The sequence below is a fragment of the Streptomyces sp. NBC_01546 genome, assembly GCF_045208355.1.
Taxonomy (GTDB): Bacteria; Actinomycetota; Actinomycetes; order Streptomycetales; family Streptomycetaceae; genus Streptomyces.
Genome location: NZ_CP109379.1, coordinates 7106764 through 7125278, shown reverse-complemented (window position 1 = coordinate 7125278; position 18515 = coordinate 7106764). Strand labels below are relative to the sequence as shown.

General features: G+C 73.2%; 16 protein-coding genes and 1 pseudogene. 9 read left to right on the top strand and 8 right to left on the bottom strand.

The annotated features are described in order from the left end of the window. Nucleotides 1-82 precede the first annotated feature (82 nt). Nucleotides 83-481, bottom strand: a complete 399-nt coding sequence (locus OHA89_RS32535; RefSeq protein ID WP_215146928.1) for a roadblock/LC7 domain-containing protein — start codon at nucleotides 479-481, stop codon at nucleotides 83-85. Between the two features lie 106 nt (nucleotides 482-587). Here OHA89_RS32535 and OHA89_RS32530 point away from each other — a divergent pair, with 106 nt between their 5' ends. Further along, entirely contained in the window at nucleotides 588-1025 is a 438-nt protein-coding gene (locus tag OHA89_RS32530; protein ID WP_266611324.1) for a PPOX class F420-dependent oxidoreductase, read from the top strand. A 35-nt stretch (nucleotides 1026-1060) separates the two neighbouring features. Here the strand turns inward: OHA89_RS32530 and OHA89_RS32525 are convergent, their stop codons facing one another. The 5 genes from OHA89_RS32525 to OHA89_RS32505 form a co-directional block, all read right to left on the bottom strand. Next, complete coding sequence (locus OHA89_RS32525; protein ID WP_215146897.1) at nucleotides 1061-1702, bottom strand: ATP/GTP-binding protein; 642 nt, start codon at nucleotides 1700-1702, stop codon at nucleotides 1061-1063. Further along, nucleotides 1702-2082 carry a DUF742 domain-containing protein gene (locus OHA89_RS32520; protein ID WP_215146896.1) on the bottom strand — a complete coding sequence of 127 codons (381 nt, stop codon included), beginning with the start codon at nucleotides 2080-2082 and terminating at the stop codon, nucleotides 1702-1704. The genes OHA89_RS32525 and OHA89_RS32520 overlap by 1 nt, the downstream gene beginning before the upstream one ends. Before the next feature lie 17 nt (nucleotides 2083-2099). Then, a complete protein-coding gene (locus tag OHA89_RS32515; protein WP_266611320.1) occupies nucleotides 2100-2546 on the bottom strand; it encodes a roadblock/LC7 domain-containing protein in 447 nt (148 codons plus the stop codon). Continuing rightward, nucleotides 2546-5179: a nitrate- and nitrite sensing domain-containing protein gene (locus OHA89_RS32510; RefSeq protein WP_266611318.1), complete on the bottom strand. Its 2634-nt coding sequence runs from the start codon at nucleotides 5177-5179 to the stop codon at nucleotides 2546-2548. The genes OHA89_RS32515 and OHA89_RS32510 overlap by 1 nt, the downstream gene beginning before the upstream one ends. A gap of 155 nt (nucleotides 5180-5334) precedes the next feature. Then, nucleotides 5335-6114, bottom strand: coding sequence for an MHYT domain-containing protein (locus tag OHA89_RS32505; RefSeq protein WP_215146927.1), 780 nt, complete (start codon nucleotides 6112-6114; stop codon nucleotides 5335-5337). A 177-nt stretch (nucleotides 6115-6291) separates the two neighbouring features. Here OHA89_RS32505 and OHA89_RS32500 point away from each other — a divergent pair. Then, nucleotides 6292-6890 (top strand): annotated as a pseudogene (locus tag OHA89_RS32500) (class I SAM-dependent methyltransferase). Nucleotides 6891-6942: 52 nt separating this feature from the next. Here OHA89_RS32500 and OHA89_RS32495 read toward each other — a convergent pair. After that, nucleotides 6943-7857 (bottom strand): oxygenase MpaB family protein, encoded by a 915-nt coding sequence (locus OHA89_RS32495; RefSeq protein ID WP_266611317.1) that lies wholly within the window; start codon nucleotides 7855-7857, stop codon nucleotides 6943-6945. Nucleotides 7858-7991: 134 nt separating this feature from the next. Here OHA89_RS32495 and OHA89_RS32490 point away from each other — a divergent pair, with 134 nt between their 5' ends. The 3 genes from OHA89_RS32490 to OHA89_RS32480 all read left to right on the top strand — a co-directional run bounded on the left by OHA89_RS32490 (nucleotide 7992) and on the right by OHA89_RS32480 (nucleotide 10456). After that, nucleotides 7992-8771 carry a hypothetical protein gene (locus OHA89_RS32490; RefSeq protein WP_215150478.1) on the top strand — a complete coding sequence of 260 codons (780 nt, stop codon included), beginning with the start codon at nucleotides 7992-7994 and terminating at the stop codon, nucleotides 8769-8771. A gap of 26 nt (nucleotides 8772-8797) precedes the next feature. Then, the gene (locus OHA89_RS32485; protein ID WP_257559539.1) at nucleotides 8798-9259 is read left to right on the top strand and encodes an SAM-dependent methyltransferase; all 462 of its coding nucleotides are present in this window, start codon (nucleotides 8798-8800) and stop codon (nucleotides 9257-9259) included. A gap of 165 nt (nucleotides 9260-9424) precedes the next feature. After that, nucleotides 9425-10456: a polyprenyl synthetase family protein gene (locus OHA89_RS32480; RefSeq protein ID WP_406367741.1), complete on the top strand. Its 1032-nt coding sequence runs from the start codon at nucleotides 9425-9427 to the stop codon at nucleotides 10454-10456. A 97-nt stretch (nucleotides 10457-10553) separates the two neighbouring features. On the opposite strand, the gene OHA89_RS32475 is transcribed toward OHA89_RS32480, so the two are convergent. Continuing rightward, a complete protein-coding gene (locus tag OHA89_RS32475) occupies nucleotides 10554-10736 on the bottom strand; it encodes a hypothetical protein (RefSeq protein WP_215150480.1) in 183 nt (60 codons plus the stop codon). A gap of 182 nt (nucleotides 10737-10918) precedes the next feature. On the opposite strand from OHA89_RS32475, the gene OHA89_RS32470 reads away from it, so the two are divergent. The 4 genes from OHA89_RS32470 (at nucleotide 10919) to OHA89_RS32455 (ending at nucleotide 18121) form a co-directional block, all read left to right on the top strand. After that, the gene (locus OHA89_RS32470) at nucleotides 10919-13870 is read left to right on the top strand and encodes a DEAD/DEAH box helicase (protein WP_406367740.1); all 2952 of its coding nucleotides are present in this window, start codon (nucleotides 10919-10921) and stop codon (nucleotides 13868-13870) included. After that, nucleotides 13867-15114, top strand: a complete 1248-nt coding sequence (locus tag OHA89_RS32465) for an SWF or SNF family helicase (RefSeq protein WP_406367739.1) — start codon at nucleotides 13867-13869, stop codon at nucleotides 15112-15114. The genes OHA89_RS32470 and OHA89_RS32465 overlap by 4 nt, the downstream gene beginning before the upstream one ends. A 99-nt stretch (nucleotides 15115-15213) precedes the next feature. Beyond that, a complete protein-coding gene (locus OHA89_RS32460; RefSeq protein WP_406367738.1) occupies nucleotides 15214-16542 on the top strand; it encodes a GAF domain-containing protein in 1329 nt (442 codons plus the stop codon). 55 nt (nucleotides 16543-16597) lie between these two features. Beyond that, on the top strand, nucleotides 16598-18121 hold the full coding sequence (locus OHA89_RS32455; protein WP_406367737.1) for an aldehyde dehydrogenase family protein: 1524 nt from the start codon (nucleotides 16598-16600) through the stop codon (nucleotides 18119-18121). The last annotated feature ends 394 nt before the right edge of the window (nucleotides 18122-18515 follow it).

Below are 18515 nucleotides of genomic sequence, written 5' to 3'. Positions count from 1 at the left end.
ACGGTCTCCCCCACGAGCATCGATTACTCTGTGTGAAGAACGTAACTCAGCGCGACGACACCCTGCGAGGCCTGTGGATAACTCAGCCGCCGGTGACGCGCCGCTCCGCGACGCCCAGGTGCTCACCCACCCGGTTGACCAGCAGCGTCATCTCGTACGCGACCTGCCCGATGTCCGCCTCGGAGGCGCTCAGCACGCACAGGCAGCTGCCCGCGCCCGCGGCCATGACGAAGAGGACCCCCTCGTCGTACTCGACCATCGTCTGCCGGACCTCCCCGGCCCTGAAGTGCCGCCCCGACCCCTTCGCCAGACTCTGCAGCCCGGCCGCGACGGCCGCCAGGTGCTCCGCGTCCTCCCGGGCCAGCCCGGCGCTCGCGCCCGTCACCAGGCCGTCGTTGGACAGCACCACCGCATGCCGCACCTGTTGGACCCTGCGCGTCAGGTCGTCCAGCAGCCAGTCGAGCTGCTTGTCCAGTGCCATTGCGAACCCCTCCCCGTCGACGCCGCCCACATGGCCGCGCCGCACCCCCGGTAGTCGTCCCGCAAGCCTTCCCCACCAGTGCCTTTCCGGCAAGGAGGATGTCCCCATGGCGAAGAAGATGACGCAACAGGAATGGCGGGCGTTCGTCTCGCACTCCACCCGCACCGGAAAGCTCTCCACCGTCCGCGAGGACGGCAGCCCCCACATCGCTCCCATCTGGTTCGTACTCGACGGCGACTCCTTCGTGTTCAACACCGGCAAGGACACGGTGAAGGCACGGAACCTGGCGCGCGACGGCCGGGTCGCGCTGTGCGTGGACGACGACCGGCCGCCGTTCTCCTACGTCGTGCTCCAGGGCCGCGCCGAGATCAGCGAGCACGCCGACGACCCGGACGAGATCCTTCACTGGGCGACCAGGATCGGTGCCCGCTACATGGGCGAGGAGCGGGCGGAGGCCTTCGGCCGTCGCAACGCCGTCCCGAGCGAACTCCTCGTCCGGGTACCGATCGACAAGGTGATCGCCATCGCCGGGATCGCGGACTGACCGACCCCGCGGTCCGAGGTCCCTCGCCGGCCGGTTCACACCGAATCGGCCTGCGGCTCCACCGAGTCCAGCAGCCGGGCGGTGTGCACCCGCCCGGCGTACTCGACCAGCCTGATCAGCACTTCCTTCCCCGAGTCCTTGTCCCGCGCGTCGCACAGCACCACCGGGGTCCCCTGGTCCAGGTCCAGCGCCCTCGACACGTCGTGGGCCCCGTAACGCCGTGCGTCGGTGAAGCAGTTGACGGCCACCACGAACGGGATGCGCCGGTGCTCGAAGTAGTCCACCGCCGGGAAGCAGTCCTCCAGCCGCCTCGTGTCGGCGAGCACCACCGCGCCCAGCGCCCCTTGAGACAGTTCGTCCCACATGAACCAGAACCGGTCCTGGCCCGGTGTGCCGAACAGGTACAGGGACAGCCCGGACCGGATGGTGATCCGCCCGAAGTCCATGGCCACGGTCGTGGTCGTCTTCTGGGCCACCCCGCCCGTGTCGTCGACGAGTTCGCCCGCCTCGCTCAGCAGCTCCTCCGTCCGCAGCGGGCGGATCTCGCTCACCGCGCCCACCAGCGTGGTCTTGCCGACCCCGAAGCCGCCCGCCACGAGGATCTTCAGCGCGAGCGCGGCCAGTTCGGTGTCGTCCCCGGGACCGGGATCCACCGGTCCGTCGTCATGCAGTCCCATCACAACGCTCGCAATCCCTCGATGACTTCCCGCAGAATCCGCTCGTCCGGCAGCTGTGCGGGCGGTACCGGCCTGCTGACCTTGACATGCCCGCCCTCCAGCAGGTCGCCGAGCAGCACCCGCACCACCCCCACGGGCAGGTCGGCGTCGGCGGCGAGCTCCGCCACCGACTGGGTTTCGGACCGGCAGAGTCCGAGCAGTGCCCGGTGTTCCGGTCCGAGCAGCGACTCGGCGGCCGCGTCGGCGCCCTCCGGATCCACGACGACCAGCGCGATCAGGTCGAAGCGGACCCCGTGGGGTCCCGGCTTCGTACGCCCGCCGGTCATCGCGTACGGACGGACGAGCGGGCCCGCGTCGGCGTCGTACCACTGGCCGTTCATGTGCCGGACCGCCGCCCTCAGCCGGCGGCCGGCGGCCGTGCCGCGAACCGGGGCGGGGTGTACAGGTGCTCGCCGACCCGCTTCACCAGTCGTGCCATCTCGTAGGCGATCAGCCCGATGTCGGCCCCGGCGCTGCTGAGCACCGCCAGACAGGAGCCGTCCCCGGCGGCCGCGACGAAGAGGAAGCCCTCGTCCATCTCGACCATCGTCTGGCGTACGCCCCCGGCGTGGAAATGCCGTCCCGCGCCCTTGGCCAAGCTGTGGAAGCCGGAGGCCACGGCGGCCAGGTGCTCCGCGTCCTCCCGGCTCAGCGCGCTGGAAGCGCCGACCGGCAGGCCGTCGTTGGACAGCACCACGGTGTGCCGGACCTCCCGGACCCGGACCACCAGGTCGTCCAGGAGCCAGTCCAGTTCACCGGACCTGCGGACGCCGCCGGTGAGGTCGGTTCTCTGGTGTTCGATCATCACACTTCTCCTTTGCTGCCTTGGCTGCCTTGCCTGCCTTCGCGGCCTTCGCTGCCTTCGCCGCGCGCGCTGCCTGCGTGAGGGGAGTTCTCCTCGGCGCCGCGGACCCATCCGGCCCGGTAGGCGGCCATCCGGTCCCGCGCCTGCTCGGGGCTGCGCCCCGGCGGTTCCTCGGCGAGGCGCGCGCCCGCCGGGGCCTTGGGCGCGGGGGTCTCGCGCAGCTGCGGGACGAGGCTGGCCTGGCGGACCCGGCGCGGCAGTTCCGTCACCGAGGCGGCGGGGGCCGCGGCGACCTGCGTACGGGGGACCGCGCCGCCCGGAGCGCGCGGCCGCAGCGCGGCCACCGGGGCGGGGCGCGGCTCTTCCCGGGCGGGGGTGGGGTCCGGGTCCCGGAGTCCGCGCGCGTCCTCCCGTACGACGGTCATCGCGGGTGGCTGCTCCGCCTCCGGGGCCGGCTCCGAAGCCGGTACGGGTGCGGGTACCGGTACGGGTACCGATGCCGCGGTCCGTGCCTCGGCGGTCGCCCCCGCCCTGGGTTCCGGCCCGGGGGCGCCGGCCGTGATCGCGCCCTGGAGCATGGAGTTCGGCAGCAGCACCACGGCGGTGGTGCCCCCGTACGGTGACGTCCGCAGGTGCACCTTCACGCCGTGCCGGGACGAGAGACGGCTGACGACGAAGAGCCCGAGCCGGTCGCTGTCGAAGAGGTCGAGCGCCTCGGACTGCTCGATGCGCCGGTTGGCGTCGCTCAGGGTCTCGCGGCCCATGCCGAGCCCGCGGTCCTCGATCTCCAGGACGTATCCGGCGCCGACCGGCTCGCCGCTGACGCGGACCTTGGTGTGCGGCGGGGAGAACTGGGCGGCGTTCTCGATGAGTTCGGCCAGCAGGTGGGTGAGGTCGGCGACGGCTCCGCCGACCACGGCGGCCTCCGCGAGCTGGCGCACCTCGACACGGGGGTAGTCCTCGATCTCGGAGACGGCGGCCCGTACGACGTTCGTGAGCGGGACCGGCATCCGCCAGGCCCGGCCGGGGGCCGCACCCGAAAGGATGATCAGGCTCTCCGCGTGCCGGCGCATCCGGGTGGTCAGGTGGTCGAGGCGGAAGAGGTCGCCGAGCTCGTTCGGGTCGTCCGCGCGCCGTTCCATCGAGTCGAGCAGGGTGAGCTGCTTGTGCACGAGGACCTGGCTGCGGCGGGCGAGGTTGACGAAGACCCCGGAGACCCCGCTGGCCAGCTCCGCCCGTTCGACGGCGGCGCTGAGCGCGGCCCGGTGGACGGTGGCGAGCGCCTCGCCGACCTGGGTGATCTCGTCGTCGGCGGGCGGCCCGTCCGGGGTCTCGCCGGCGACGTCGATCTCGTCGGCCCGGCCCGCGCGGAGCCGCTCCATGGCGTACGGGAGCTTGCGGTGGGCGATCTCCAGCGCGGTGTTGCGCAGGGAGACCAGCTCCACGACCAGGGCACGCCCGATGCGGACGGAGATGACCAGCGAGGCGGCGACGGCGGCCAGGCCCAGCAGCACGGCGGCTCCGGCCGGGCTGAGCGCCCCCTCGGCGAACGGGTCGGCCCGGTCGGCGGCCGCGGCGTGCGCGGCTCCCTCGATCTCCCGCATCGAGGCGCCGATGCCGGTGTGCGCGGCCTCCCATCCGGCGGGTACCCCGCGCACCTCCTTGGCCGCGCCGGCGGCCAGCGCCCGGTCCTCGGCGGCGGTGAGGTCGGCGTAGGCGGCGCTCTTGGCGACGGACTGCCAGGCGGACTGCTGGGCAGGGGGGAGGTCGCGGGCCGCGGCGGCGGTGAGGGCGCGCCGGGTCTCGATGGTGCCGGTCAGCTGCCGAAGCGTTTCGGCGCTGCGCGGACCCGGTACGGCGAGCAGCGCGTCCTCCCGGGAGAGGAGCTCTCCGGCCCGGGCGAATTCCAGCAGGACCCTGGAGGCGGGGCCGAGTTCTGCGTCCTCCCCGCCGGTCAGGGCGCCGCCCACGGCGAGGGCCGAGTCGACCACGCGGGTGTAGATCTCGTAGGCGGCCTCGGGGGTGGCGCGGCGTCCGGTGATGTCCTTGCGGGCGGATTCCAGCGCCTCGGCGTCGACGACGAACGCGCCCAGGCGGACCACGACGTCCGAGCCGTAGTCGCCGGAGTCGGCGACGGTGTTGCGCTCTCCGAGCCGCAGCCGCCGGACGGCGGCGTCGGTGCGGCGGGCCTGCTGGTCCAGGGCGGCCGGGTCGGCGGCGGGGTCGGCGAGGAGGCGGACGGCGGCGCGCCGTTCGGCCTGGAGCTCGGTGACGGCGGCGGCGACGGGGGTGCGTATCTCGGTGTCGACCTGCTGGACGCGGCTGAGCCGGGCGATGTCCTGGGCGGTGCTGACGGTGGCGAAGGCCCACAGGGCGAGCAGCGAGACGACGGGGACCATCAGCAGTGAAACGATCTTCGCGCGGACGGTGGCGGGGCGCAGCCGCAGCCGGGGACCCCGCTCGTGCGGCGACGGGGCGGCCGGGGCGGGCTGGTGGAGTGCCTGTTCCGGGCGTTCGTCGGCCGGCGGCCCGGCGTGGGCCCGGCGGCCCGTTCCCGCGCCGTGGCCGTGGCCGCCCGCCGGCGCGGGGAGCCGCGGCGCCGCTGCTTCCGGTTGTCTGCGGGGTGTGCGCATGGACTCCTCGTTCCGGGGCGGTACCGACAGGTGCGGGTCGTTCGGCGTGCGTGTTCTGCAAGGGCGGATTCGGGTGCGGGTACAGATACGGGTGCAGGTGGGTGCGTATGTGCCGTGCGTGCGTGCCGTGCGTACGTACCGTGCGTCCGGTGTGCTCAGTGGGCGGGCGCGGCCCGTTCCCCCAGCTTCCGTACGGAGTCGGAGGCGGCCCGCTCGTCGGCGGTCGGCGACAGCGCGACGAAGGCGGCGGTGATGAACAGGTAGGAGCCCAGCCCGACGGCGAGCGGGAAGATGAACTGCATGGCCGTCGCACCGGGCAGGGCGGCGTCCGAAGGACTGACGCTGACGGCGACGGCGGTCATCCCGGTGTAGTGCATGCTGCTGACGGCGGCGCCCATGACGAGCGAGGCGACGGCCACGGCCACCGGTGACTTGATGTTGAGCGCGGCCCACAGGGCCGCGGTGGCAGCGACCACGGCGATGACGACGGAGAGTCCGACGGTGAGCGGGTCGTAGGAGACGTCACCGTGCAGGCGCAGGGCCGCCATGCCCAGGTAGTGCATGCTGGCGACGCCGAGGCCGGTGGTGAGCCCGCCCAGGACGAGGGCCCGGCCGCGGTCCTTGCCGTAGCCGACGGCGAACACCCCCGCGCCGACGACCAGCATGGCGACGAGCAGGCTGAGGATGGTGATCGGCACGTTGTAGTGGATCTCGGTGCCGGTGACGTCGAAGCCGAGCATGGCGACGAAGTGCATCGTCCAGATGCCGGTGCCGATCGCCGAGGCCGCGGCCAGGAGCCAGTTGCGCCGGGCGGTGCCGGTCGCGGCGAGCGCGCGGACGGTGCAGCGCAGCCCGAGGGCGGCGCCGACGGATGCCATCACGTATGACAGCACGGGTGTCAGCCAGCCGTAGGCGGCGTGGTCCAGATGTCCCAGGTGTCCCATGGCCACCGGACGCTAGTCCGGGTGAGGGCGCGAACACGGGGCGCATTCCGAAAGCCGCTGTAACTGCTGGAATATGACAGAGATACGTTCATCTTCGATCACGCCGCGTACCACCTTGCACACGGTCCGCAGATCCACGTGTCCTCGCCGGTGGGGGATCATGGGCACATGAGCGAAGACCACACGCACGTGCAGGAGTTCTTCGGAGCGCGCGCCGCCGGCTGGGACCGCAAGTTCCCCGAGGACGCGCCCGCCTTCGCGACCGCCGTCGCCGAATTCGGACTGCGGCCCGGGGACCGCGTGCTCGACGCGGGCTGCGGCACCGGGCGGGCCCTGACCCCGCTGCGCGCCGCCGTCGGACCCGCCGGCATCGTGCTCGGGGCCGACCTCACCCCGCAGATGCTGGCCGCCGCGCAGCGGGCGGGCGGGCCGCGCAGGGCGCACTGCTGCTCACGGACGTGGCCCGGCTGCCGCTGCGCGACGGGGCGCTGGACGCGGTGTTCGCCGCCGGGCTGATCGCGCACCTACCCGACCCCGCCGCGAACCTGCGCGAGCTGGCCCGGGTGGTCCGCCCCGGCGGCCGGCTCGCACTCTTTCACCCGATCGGGCGAGCGGCCCTCGCCGCCCGCCACGGCCGGGAACTGACTCCGGAGGACCTGCGGGCCGAGCACAACCTCGGCCCGCTGCTGGCCCGTTCGGGCTGGGAGATGACCTCGTACGCCGACGAGGACGCCCGCTTCCTGGTGCTGGCCGTACGGCACCGGTGACACACGTCTTGTACGTCGGCCCCTTGCCCGGGACGCGCGGAGGTACCCGGGATCACGCCGGAGGCTGAGCCTCTGCTCCGGCCGGCCGGCGAGGATGCGGAACGGGGCAGCCGCCGGTTCCGGGCACGGGAAACGTGCCGAGCTCGCCCACGTCGTAGCCACCGGGGTAGCTCTTGATCTCCGGGTTCTGGCGGGCGTAGTGCGGGGCCTTGCGCGGGGGCAGCAGCCGTACCGCGCGCCCGCGCAGCCGCAGGGCGCCCTGGACCAGCCGCTGGACCCGGGGGTGCGGGCGGGCGAACCGGAAGGCGTCCAGCAGCGGCTCGTCGAGCAGGGCGAGGCTCGCGCCGCGGACCGCGGGGGCGAGCGGCGCCGGGTACCAGGAGGCCATCAGGTCGAGGGTGGAGTCCGCGACCTGCCGGGCGCCCTCGTCCCAGCCGAAGTGGGCCTCCTCGTAGGCGTTCAGGGTGGACTCGAACTCCTCGAAGGAGCCGGGAATGTCCGTGATGCCCAGGTGGCGGCCCAAGGTGGCGTAGTAGTTCGCCGAGGCCCTGCGCTCGTGGTGGGTCAGCGGACGCCAGCCGTACGCGTCCAGCCAGCGCGACGGAATCACCACGAAAGTGGACAGGACGTAGCGCATGTCCTCGTTGGAGATGTCGTAACTGCGGTGCATCTGGTTGACGCGGCGGATCGCGGTGCGCGCGGTGTCGCTCTCGAAGCCGTGCTCCACGACGGCGTCGAGGAGCAGCGCGGTGTCGTCGTAGCGCTTCTGGGTGCGGTCCGTGAACTCGGCGGTGTCGGCCAGCAGGCCGCCGATGGCGGGGACGGCGTAGGTGCGGAACAGGGCGAGTTCCAGGGCGCGGGTGAAGTCCCAGGGGAACTCATAGGTGGCGGTGAGCCGGTAGATGGCGAGGAAGTCCTTGTCGGGATCGAGACGGAGGATCTCCCTCAGCCGGTCGTAACGCTGCACCGGTGTCCCTTTCTGTGGCGGGCTCCCAACTCTACGTGCAGGTAGCGGCCTTGGAAATCGTGGGCCGCAGGCCCTCGACGGGCGGGTTACCCGCTGGTTAAGGTGCGCCGACAAGAGAGCTACCGGGAGGCCAGGTGTCCGACGACGAGGGTGGCGGCTCGCTGTACGTGCTGACCGCCGTGCTGCTGACCCCCGCGCAGTTCCCCAGTGTCCTGGGCGACGACTTCCCCGAGGCCTGCTCCCTGCTGGGTGTGGCACCGAACGGGGAAGGCTACGGGCTGGTGCTCGGCCAGGACGAGGAGGGCGCGCGGTGGACGGTCGTCGTGGACGACGTCTCGCTCGTGGCCACGGCCATCGCCTCCTGGGACTGCGGGATGGACTACGACCTGTCCCCCGACGAGCGGTCGATCGTGGTCTCACTGGCGGGCTGGCCGCTGGAGTTGTCGGTGGCGGCCTCGGGCATCCCGGAACCGCACGATCCGGAGCAGGGCGCGGACGGCACCGGGCGGGTTCCGCTGGCGCCGCCCTCGGCGGAGGCGTGGGGGCCGGTGCAGCGGCGGATGGCCGCGGACCAGATCGCCCGGCAGTGGGGTGACTGGCGCGAGCGCGAGGCGACGGACGGCGGGGCGGCGGCCGCCGCGCATCCCGGACTCGCGCGGGCGCTGAAGGCGGCCCTGGAGTACACGCTGAGCCCGCCGCCGCCCGGGCGGGTGCGCTCCTCGTTCGCGGGTGAGGAGGCCCGGACGCTGCGGGTGGACGGCCCCGGCTGGTCGCTGGTGGCCCGTACCGGTGATGCCGCCTTCGTCCTGCTCGACGAGGAGCCGAGCGGGGTGCTCGCGGTCCCGCGCGACGGGGAGACCGATCTGCCGGAGCTGCTGGCGGCGCTCGACCGCGTCGCGGTGCGCCCGGCGTGAACGCAAACGGACATCCGAGGGGAACGATGACGGTGGAGTGCGAGCCGGTGGGCGTGGTCGTGGGTGGCCGCGCGGAGGCGGTCGACGACGACTGGGGGCGCGAGACCGCGGTGATCCGCCTGGACGCCGGCCGGTTCGGCCCGGAGGCGTTGTACGGCCTGGAGGAGTTCTCGCACGTCGAGGTCGTCTACCACTTCGACCGGGTGCCGGTGGAGAAGGTCGAGACGGGCGCACGGCGCCCCCGGGGCAACCCGGACTGGCCGCTGGTCGGCATCTTCGCCCAGCGCGGCAAGAACAGGCCGAACCGGCTCGGCGTCTCGCGGTGCCGGGTGGTGAAGGTGGACGGCCTGGACGTCCACGTGGAGGGCCTCGACGCGGTGGACGGCACCCCCGTACTCGATCTGAAGCCGTACATGGCCGAGTTCGGTCCCCGCGGCGAGCTGCGGCAGCCGGAGTGGGCGACGGCGTTGATGCGCGACTACTACTGAGCCGGCCGTCGGGCCAAGCCTCGACGCTTGGTGGCCGAAAGGGATCGGCCACGGCGGGAATTGGCTCTGGATCCCCTCCGCCCAGAATGTTCGAATCAGTGACGTAACGCGACACAAAGGGCGCGTGGTTCGCCCTTCGACGCATTCTCACGATGGAGGGCATTCGTGAATTCCCTGTCGCACCTGGACTTACACCGGGAACTCTCTCAGGACATCGACGCGGAGATAGCGGCCGCGCTGGAACGGCTCGACCCCGCCTCGGCCACGGCCCGGACCGCCGTCGCCGAACTCCTGGAGCAGCGGAAACTGAAATATCCGATCTCGGTACTGCCCTTGCTCGTGCACGGTGCCGAGACGGGCTTCCCCGAACCGGCCGTGCCGATTTCCGCCGTGCACCTGCTGTGGTGGACTTCGGCCTGCCATCTCGACGACCTGGCCGACGGGAACGGCAGCGCGGCTCCCGACGGGCTCACCGAGAACGAGACACTGCTCGCGTCCGTCATCGCGGGAAACATACTTCCCGTCCAGATCATCCTGTCGCAACGAGTTCCGGAATCCGTGCACGGCGAACTCCTCACCGAGATCGTGAACGGCTCGATCGCGGCCGCAGACGGCCAGATGGTGGACATGCGCGGGGACGCGGACGGCGCCACGCGCGGCTCGGTGATCGAGACCTACCGCGGCAAATCCGGCGCACCCTACGGCATGATCACCGCGATGGCCGCGATCCTCTCCGGAACGAAGTGCGAGAGGGTGGAGCTGTGGCGTGAGTTCGGCTATGTCTTCGGCATCATCTGGCAGCTGTTCAACGACCAGGAGGACATCCTGTCCGGCCGCAACGAGGACCTGGCCAACGGCACGGTGACCTATCTCCTCGCATGCGCCGTCGAGGACGCGGCTCCTGAATCCCGTGGGCGCATTCTGGATCTGTGCGCCGCCGCCGGACGATCCCGGCAGGCACGAGGAGAGCTCGCGGGCCTCCTGCGGGCACCCACCCTTCTCGACCGGTACCGCGCGGACATCGACGGCTACCGCGACGAGGCGCACCGCCTCCTGGACGAACTGGGCGGAGACGAGGTCTATCTGCCGATGCTCCGAGAGCTCGTGGACCATTCGGCCCGGATGCTGCTCGAACCGGACCTCGCGCCGGACAACGCGCGGGACGGCGCCCCCGACGCCACCACCGGCGCCTCCTGATCGCGGCGCCCGGGCGTCACGGGTCGAAGCACCCCGCCGTGCCATCGAATCGGCCGGGCTCCGCGCCGAAGCCGGAGCACGGCCGACACCGCCGACGTCAGCGGCCGATCTGCTTCCTGGATATACCCCGCAGACGACGCCGCTGAGAGGAGTCCAGCAGGAGATAGGCGGCCGCGGGCACACCGATCAGGACCAGCAACCCCGCCCAGAACCCGACCGCCCAGAACAACACGATGGCTGCCACGACTCCGGCAACCGCGACCTTTCCGCTCGTGGACATCTGCGGACACCTCCACCCGTCGTCGACCACTACCCCCTCAACGCACCACTGCGGCCGCGCGTTCCCGGACACCGGAACGGCTCGCGAAGTGACCCGGGTCACGGCTCGGTCCGAGCCTCCCGACGCCGGCGGTGGGGTAGCCTCGGCCGCCCTGAACCCCGGTAGTCAAGTTTGAGGAATGCGTGCTCCCCGAGATCTCCGGCCTCATCCACTGCTCGGCCGTCTTCCTTCCCGCCGACCCGGCCCGCGGCGGACGGATCGCCCTCTGGCGAACGGACGGCCAGGCTCCAGGCGCCGGCAGCGGCGCCGGCGCCCCGCACGGCGCCGGCACCGGCACCGGCACCGGCGCCCACGAGGAGCTCCTCGTGGTCACCCCCGACCTGCGGCGGACCGCAGTCACCGCCCTCGTGCTGCCCGTCGACGAAGCCCTGCCGCTGCTCACGCGCGCCCGCACGGCCGCCGCCCACCCCGGAACCGGCACCGGAACCGACCCGGCAACCGATCCGGCAACCGAACCCGCAGCCGGTCCCGACAGCGGAAGCGGCCCGTCGGCGAGTGCGGCCTTCTGGGGCGCCGCCGCCCTGCTGGCCCTGCGCTTCCTCGCCCGCGGGCAGCTCCTCCCCGGGCTGAGCCCCGCCGGCCACGACGCCTGGCGCACCGGCCCCCTGGACGCCACCGACCTCGAAGAGGTCCGGCAGCTGGCCGCCGCCATGCCGCCCGAGGCCCACTGCGTACCCCTGGGCTCGGACGGTCCGCCCCGGCTGCCCGCCCCGGAGCCGCTGCTGCGCGCCTTCCTGGACGCCGTCGCCGACACCCTGCCCCGCTCCCCCGCCGCCCCCGCGGCCGCCGCCGGGTCCGCCTACGCCGCCCGCCCGCCCCGGCCGCACCCCGAACTGCGGGACTGGGCCGCCGAGGTGGCCGCCGGACACGACGCCGGCGTGCGCATCTCCCTGCGGATCGAGCTCGACGGCGTCCCCGACGCCGCGTCCTCCTTCCGGGCCGTCTTCCAGATGCACGGCCTGGCCGACGCCGCCCTGGTCGCCGACGCCGCCGAGGTCTGGGCCGGATCCGGGGCGGCCGCGACCGCCTTCCCGCCCGGAGCCCGGATGGACGCCCTGCGCGCCCTGCGCCGCGCCGCCCGGCTGTGGCCCCCGCTCACCCCGCTGCTCGCCGCGGCCGTACCGGACTCCGTCGAACTCGCCGACGAGGAGGTCGCCGAGCTGCTCGGCGAGGCCTCCGCCGCCCTGGCCGCCGACGGGGTGCAGGTGCACTGGCCGCGCGGGCTCGCCCGTACCCTCACCGCCCGCGCCGTCGTAGGCTCCCCGGGCCCCCAGTCATCCCCGCAGTCCCCCGAATCCGCCCTCCCCTCCGGCCTGCTCTCCCCCGGCGCCCTGCTCTCCTTCAGCTGGCACTACGCCCTCGGCGGCCAGGACGACCTCACCCGCGCCGAGCTCGACCGCCTCGCCGAGGCGAACCGCCCCCTGGTCCGGCTGCGCGACCAGTGGGTCCTGATCGACCCGGCCGAGGCCCGCCGGGCCCGCGCCCGCCAAGGCAGCAAGCTCACGGCCTCCGACGCGCTGGCCGCCGTACTCACCGGGTCGGCGGAGATCGACGGCCGGCGGGTCGACGTAGAGGCCGCCGGTCCCCTCGAGCGGCTGCGGGCGCGGCTGACCGCCGATCCGCAAGAGCCCGACGACCCCGCCGCACCCCCTGAGCTTCGCGCCACCCTGCGCGACTACCAGCTGCGCGGCCTGCGCTGGCTGGACCGCATGACCTCGCTCGGCCTCGGCGCCTGCCTCGCCGACGACATGGGCCTCGGCAAGACCGTCACCCTCATCGCGCTCCACCTGCACCGCAACCGCGACAGCGACCGTGCCCACCCCGAGCCGACGCTCGTGGTCTGTCCCGCGTCCCTGCTGGGCAACTGGCAGCGGGAGATCGAGAAGTTCGCCCCCGGCACACCCGTGCGCCGCTATCACGGCCCCGCCCGCAGCCTGGCGGACCTCACCGGCGGCTTCGTCCTCACCACCTACGGCACGATGCGCGCGGACGCGCCCCGGCTCGCCGCCACCGGCTGGGGCATGGTCGTCGCCGACGAGGCCCAGCACGTCAAGAACCCGCACTCCTCCACCGCCAAGGCGCTGCGCACCATCCCGGCCCCGGCGCGCGTCGCACTCACCGGCACCCCCGTCGAGAACAACCTCTCCGAGCTGTGGGCCGTCCTCGACTGGACCACACCCGGACTCCTCGGCCGCCTCGGCGCCTTCCGCACCCGCTACGCCGAGCCCGTCGAGAGCGGCCGCGATCCGCAGGCGGCGGCCCGGCTGAGCGCCCTGGTGCGCCCGTTCCTGCTGCGCCGCAAGAAGTCCGACCCCGGCATCGCGCCCGAGCTGCCGCCCAAGACCGAGTCCAACCACCCCGTCACCCTCAGCCGCGAACAGACCGTGCTGTACGAGGCCGTCGTACGCGAGACCCTCGCCGCGATCGCGGAGTCGGACGGGATGGAGCGGCGCGGCCTGGTGGTCAAACTGCTGACCTCCCTCAAGCAGATCTGCAACCACCCCGCGCAGTACTCGAAGGAGATGGCCGGCGCCCGTTCCGGCAAACTGGACCTGCTCGACGAGCTCCTCGACACCATCCTCGCCGAGGACGGCTCGGTCCTCGTCTTCACCCAGTACGTGGCGATGGCCAGGATCCTGGAGAAGCACCTCGCCGGACGCGGGATCGCCTCGCAGCTCCTGCACGGCGGTACGCCGGTGGCGCGCCGCGAGGAGCTCGTCGACCGCTTCCAGGCGGGCGAAGTCCCGGTCTTCCTTCTGTCCTTGAAGGCGGCGGGCACCGGGCTGAACCTCACCCGGGCCGGCCATGTCATCCACTTCGACCGCTGGTGGAACCCGGCCGTCGAGGAGCAGGCCACCGACCGTGCCTACCGGATCGGGCAGACCCAGCCCGTGCAGGTGCACCGCCTCATCGCCGAAGGCACCGTGGAGGACCGGATCGCGCAGCTCCTGGAGCGCAAGCGGGCCCTGGCGGACGCCGTCCTCGCGGGCGGCGACAGCGCGCTGACCGAACTGACCGATGCCGAACTGGCCGACCTCGTGGCGCTGCGCCCGACCCCCGGGAGTGACGGATGAGCACCCGAGACCCGTACGAGAAGACCTTTCCGGCGCTCCCGCCGGCCCCCGGCCGCGGCTTCGCCCGTACCTGGTGGGGCCACGCCTGGCTGCGCGCCCTGGAGGACAGCGCGCTCGACGGGGAGCAGGTCAGGCAGGGGCGCCGGTACGCGCGCGCGGGCGCGGTCGGGGCCGTCTCGGCGCGCCCGGGCGGGCTGACCGCGGTGGTGCGCGACCGGGACGGGACGGCGCACCGGACGGACGTGCTGGTGCAGGAGTTCACCGAAGCGGAATGGGACCGGCTGCTGGGGCTGGCGGCCGCGGAGTCGGGGTACATCGCCGCACTGCTGGACCGTGAGGTGCCCCCGGAGCTGGCCGAGGACGCGGCGGCGGCCGGGGTGGATCCGCTGCCCGGCATCGGGGACCTCGACCCGCGCTGCGACTGCGGCGAGTGGGACCACTGCCCGCACACGGCGGCGCTCTGCTACCAGGTGGCCCGGCTGCTGGACCAGGACCCGTTCGTACTGCTGCTCCTGCGGGGCCGCGGCGAACGGCAGCTGCTCGAGGAGCTGGAGGCGCGGAGCACCGCGGAAGCGGAAGCTCCGCGGGCACCCGCCGACGAGGGGGTCCCGGCGGCGGATGCCTTCGCGGCACGGGCGGCCCTCCCGCCGCTGCCCGCGCTGCCGGGGCTGCCGGACGCGCCGGGCCAGCCGCCGACGCTGGACACCGAGGCGGAAGCGGAGGGGCTGGACGTGGAGGCCGTGGAGTTCCTCGCGCAGGCGGCCGCGTCGGCGGCGCACCGGCAGCTCGCGGAAGCGCTGGCTCCGGGCCATGCCGATCGCCGTCCTCCCGCTCCTCTCACGGCTGCCGAGGACGCCGTACGCCTCACTGCCGAGGCCGGTGACATCCGGCTCCGCGCCCGCCTGTCGGCGGCTTCCGGACGCGACGGGGCCGACATGGAACGGGCCGTATTGGCCTGGGGCTTCGGCGGGGCTCCGGCCCTCGCGGCGCTGGAGGACGACTGGACGCCGGACCGGACCACGCTGACCCGGGCCCGGGCGGCGCTGGCCGCGGCCTGGGCGGACGAACAGGCTCCGGCACTGCGGCGGGTCCGCGCCCGCTGGACGGAGGCGGACACCGGGCGCCAGCTCCGGCTGGGCCGGGAGGGGCGCTGGTGGCCGTACCACCGCGAGGCGGGCCGCTGGATCCCGACGGGCCCGTCGGCCCCGGACCCGGCCTCGGCGCTGGCGGCCGATCCCGCGTAGCCGGTTTCGGCGCGGACTGGCCGACGTAGCGCTTGTCGGGGGCCGGTAGCGGGACGACGATGGGGCGCTGCGGGTACCGCGGCTCCACGGGAGGGTGACATGGACGATCCTTCGGTGGCCCTGCCGGGCGGGGCCGATCCCGCCGAGCGCACGCGCGAACTGCGGCGGGCGCATGCCGCGTTCACCCGGGACGGGCGGGTCGAGGCCCCGGTCCGCGCGGTCATCGCGCGGTCCTGGCGGCGGTGCGCCCGGGCCCGGGTCAGCCCGGAGTGCGCCCCGCGGGTGGAACTGGCGGAGGCTCAGCTGCGGACGTACCGCGAGGAGCACCCGCTGGCCCGGGTGATGCCGCTGTTCCGGGACTTGGTCGGGACGTTCGCCGCGCACGGGGCGCACCTGCTGGCGGTGTGCGACGCCCAGGGCAGGCTGCTGTGGGTGGAGGGCGAACCGGGCACGCTGCGGCGGGCGGAGGGGCTCGGTTTCGTCCCCGGCGCGCGCTGGGCGGAGACGGCGATGGGAACCAACGCGCCGGGTACGGCCGTGGCGGTCGGCGAGCCCGTTCAGGTCTTCGGAGCCGAGCACTTCAGCCGCCGGGTCCATCCGTGGACCTGCGCGGCGGCCCCGGTCCGCGATCCGCACACGGGCGGGCTGCTGGGCGCGGTGGACATCACGGGTGGCGACGGTCTCGCCCACCCCCATTCCCTCGCCTTCGTCCAGGCGGTCGCGCGGGCGGCGGAGGCCCAGTTGGCCCTGATCGATCCCGGGCCGCCGGCGGCGGGCGACGCGCTCACCGCGCTCGGTCAGGACGAGGCGCTGCTGGTCACGGGGGGCCGCCCGGTACGGCTGGGGCGGCGGCACAGCGAGATCATGGTGCTGCTGGCGCACCACCCCGCGGGGTTGTCGGGCGAGGAGCTGGCGATCGCGCTGTACGAGGACGAGTCGGTGTCACCCGTGACGTTACGCGCCGAAATCTCCCGGCTGCGCGCCCTGCTGGGGCCCGCCGCCCCGCTCTCGCGGCCCTACCGCACGGCCGGTCCGCTGGACACCGACTTCACGGCCCTGACCCGGCACCTGGCCGCCGGCGCGGTCTCCGCCGCGCTCCACCACTACCCCGGCCCCCTCCTGCCCGCGTCCACCGCGCCGGGCATCGTCCGGCTGCGGCGGCGGATCGAGGACCAGGCGCGGGCCGCCGTGATCGCCCGCGCGGATGCCGGGCTGCTGACCGACTGGGTGTGCAGCCCGTGGGGCGCGGACGACCCGGAGGCGTGGCGGGCCCTGGCGTCGGCGCTGCCTCCCGAGGGCCGGCCGGCCGCGCTGGCCCGCGTACGCGCCCTGGACGGGGAGCTCGGCGCGCGCGGGGTTGCCGTACGGCCGCTCGGGTGGCCCGGTGGCCGCGGGCGTGCAACGTATCCGCAACCTGCCCGCTCCTAGCCTCCCACCGAGCGCTGTCCGACGGAGGCCGGCGCCCGGCAAGGGGAGGACACCCATGGCCCGTTACGCTGCGCCCGGTACCAAGGGGGCGCTCATGTCGTACGCGTCCCGCTACGGCCACTTCATCGGCGGCGAGTACGTCGAGCCCGCCCTCGGCCGGTACTTCGCGAACCCGTCCCCCGTCACCGGGGAGACCTTCACGGAGGTGGCGCGCGGTACGGCGGAGGACGTGGAGCGGGCGCTGGACGCGGCGCACGCGGCGGCGCCCGCCTGGGGGCGGACCTCCGTCGCCGAGCGGTCGACGATCCTGCTGCGCATCGCGGACCGGATGGAGCAGAACCTGGAGGCGCTCGCGGTCGCGGAGAGCTGGGAGAACGGCAAGCCGATCCGCGAGACGCTCGCCGCGGACATGCCCCTCGCGATCGACCAGTTCCGCTACTTCGCGGGTGCGCTGCGCGCGCAGGAGGGTGCCCTGAGCCAGCTCGACGACGACACGGTGGCCTACCACTTCCACGAACCGCTGGGCGTGGTCGGCCAGATCATCCCGTGGAACTTCCCGATCCTGATGGCGGTGTGGAAGCTGGCCCCGGCGCTGGCGGCGGGGAACACGGTGGTGCTGAAGCCCGCCGAGCAGACCCCGGCGTCGGTGCACTACTGGCTGAGCCTGGTGGCGGACCTGCTGCCGCCGGGCGTGGTGAACGTCGTCAACGGCTTCGGCGAGGAGGCCGGAAAGCCGCTCGCCTCCAGCCCGCGCGTCGCGAAGATCGCCTTCACCGGGGAGACCGCCACCGGTCGGCTGATCATGCAGTACGCGGCCGAGCACCTGAAGCCGGTCACCCTGGAGCTCGGCGGCAAGAGCCCGAACCTGTTCTTCGACGACATCTGGACGGCCGAGGACGACCTGCGCGACAAGGCCCTGGAGGGGTTCACCATGTTCGCTCTCAACCAGGGCGAGGTGTGCACGAGTCCGTCGCGCGCCCTGATCGAGCGGGGCCGGTACGGGGACTTCCTCGACGCGGCGGTGGCGCGAACGGAACTGATCGTGCCGGGGCATCCGCTGGACACGGACACGATGATCGGCGCGCAGGCCTCGGAGGAGCAGCTGAAGAAGGTCCTGTCGTACGTGGAGATCGGCCGTCAGGAGGGTGCGAAGATCCTCACCGGCGGCGAGCGCATCGACCACGACGGGGACCTGGCGGGCGGCTTCTACGTCCAGCCGACCATCTTCGAGGGCGACAACCGCATGCGGATCTTCCAGGAGGAGATCTTCGGCCCGGTCGTGTCGGTGACCTCGTTCCACGACTTCGACGACGCGGTGCGGATCGCGAACGACACGGCGTACGGGCTGGGCGCGGGCGTCTGGACCCGCGACATCAACACCGCCTACCGCGCGGGGCGCGCGATCCAGGCGGGCCGCGTGTGGACGAACTGCTACCACGCGTACCCGGCACACGCGGCGTTCGGCGGCTACAAGCAGTCGGGCATCGGCCGCGAAACCCACAAGATGATGCTGGAGCACTACCAGCAGACGAAGAACATTCTTTGCAGCTATTCCCCCAAGAAGCTCGGGTTCTTCTAGAGAAGTGAAGTCCCATGCAGGGAAACGGCGTTGTCTTCCTCAGACAACGCCCTCCGCAGTCACAGAAAGCGACTGATGGCAACGGTGAGTGCTCTTCAGGCATCTAGGGACGCTCCTCCCGGACCAGGCACGGACCAAGACGTGCACACCTCCTCATAGAACCTGCCCGCTGTTTTTCGCCTGGCTCTTGAGCTGGGTGAGCGCGCCCACGAGGCCTTGATCTATGAGGCGTCGAGCTCACCGGCCGCGCCGGTACGGCCGATTGCCGTGCACATGTGGTTGCAGGTCTCGACACCTCGGTGCGCGAGCGCCATCGCACCGGCCAGCGGCCCTTGAAGTTGCCCTGGGCGTGGGATCGGCACGCTCGGTAGCGTGACCATCTACTGCATGGGGT

Bases quoted from the DNA above. Each gene is read 5' to 3' on its own strand.
- OHA89_RS32535 (WP_215146928.1), bottom strand. From the start codon at position 481: ATGGCACTGGACAAGCAGCTCGACTGGCTGCTGGACGACCTGACGCGC.
- OHA89_RS32530 (WP_266611324.1), top strand. From the start codon at position 588: ATGGCGAAGAAGATGACGCAACAGGAATGGCGGGCGTTCGTCTCGCAC.
- OHA89_RS32525 (WP_215146897.1), bottom strand. From the start codon at position 1,702: ATGGGACTGCATGACGACGGACCGGTGGATCCCGGTCCCGGGGACGAC.
- OHA89_RS32520 (WP_215146896.1), bottom strand. From the start codon at position 2,082: ATGAACGGCCAGTGGTACGACGCCGACGCGGGCCCGCTCGTCCGTCCG.
- OHA89_RS32515 (WP_266611320.1), bottom strand. From the start codon at position 2,546: ATGATCGAACACCAGAGAACCGACCTCACCGGCGGCGTCCGCAGGTCC.
- OHA89_RS32510 (WP_266611318.1), bottom strand. From the start codon at position 5,179: ATGCGCACACCCCGCAGACAACCGGAAGCAGCGGCGCCGCGGCTCCCC.
- OHA89_RS32485 (WP_257559539.1), top strand. From the start codon at position 8,798: ATGACGGTGGAGTGCGAGCCGGTGGGCGTGGTCGTGGGTGGCCGCGCG.
- OHA89_RS32475 (WP_215150480.1), bottom strand. From the start codon at position 10,736: ATGTCCACGAGCGGAAAGGTCGCGGTTGCCGGAGTCGTGGCAGCCATC.
- OHA89_RS32465 (WP_406367739.1), top strand. From the start codon at position 13,867: ATGAGCACCCGAGACCCGTACGAGAAGACCTTTCCGGCGCTCCCGCCG.
- OHA89_RS32460 (WP_406367738.1), top strand. From the start codon at position 15,214: ATGGACGATCCTTCGGTGGCCCTGCCGGGCGGGGCCGATCCCGCCGAG.
- OHA89_RS32455 (WP_406367737.1), top strand. From the start codon at position 16,598: ATGGCCCGTTACGCTGCGCCCGGTACCAAGGGGGCGCTCATGTCGTAC.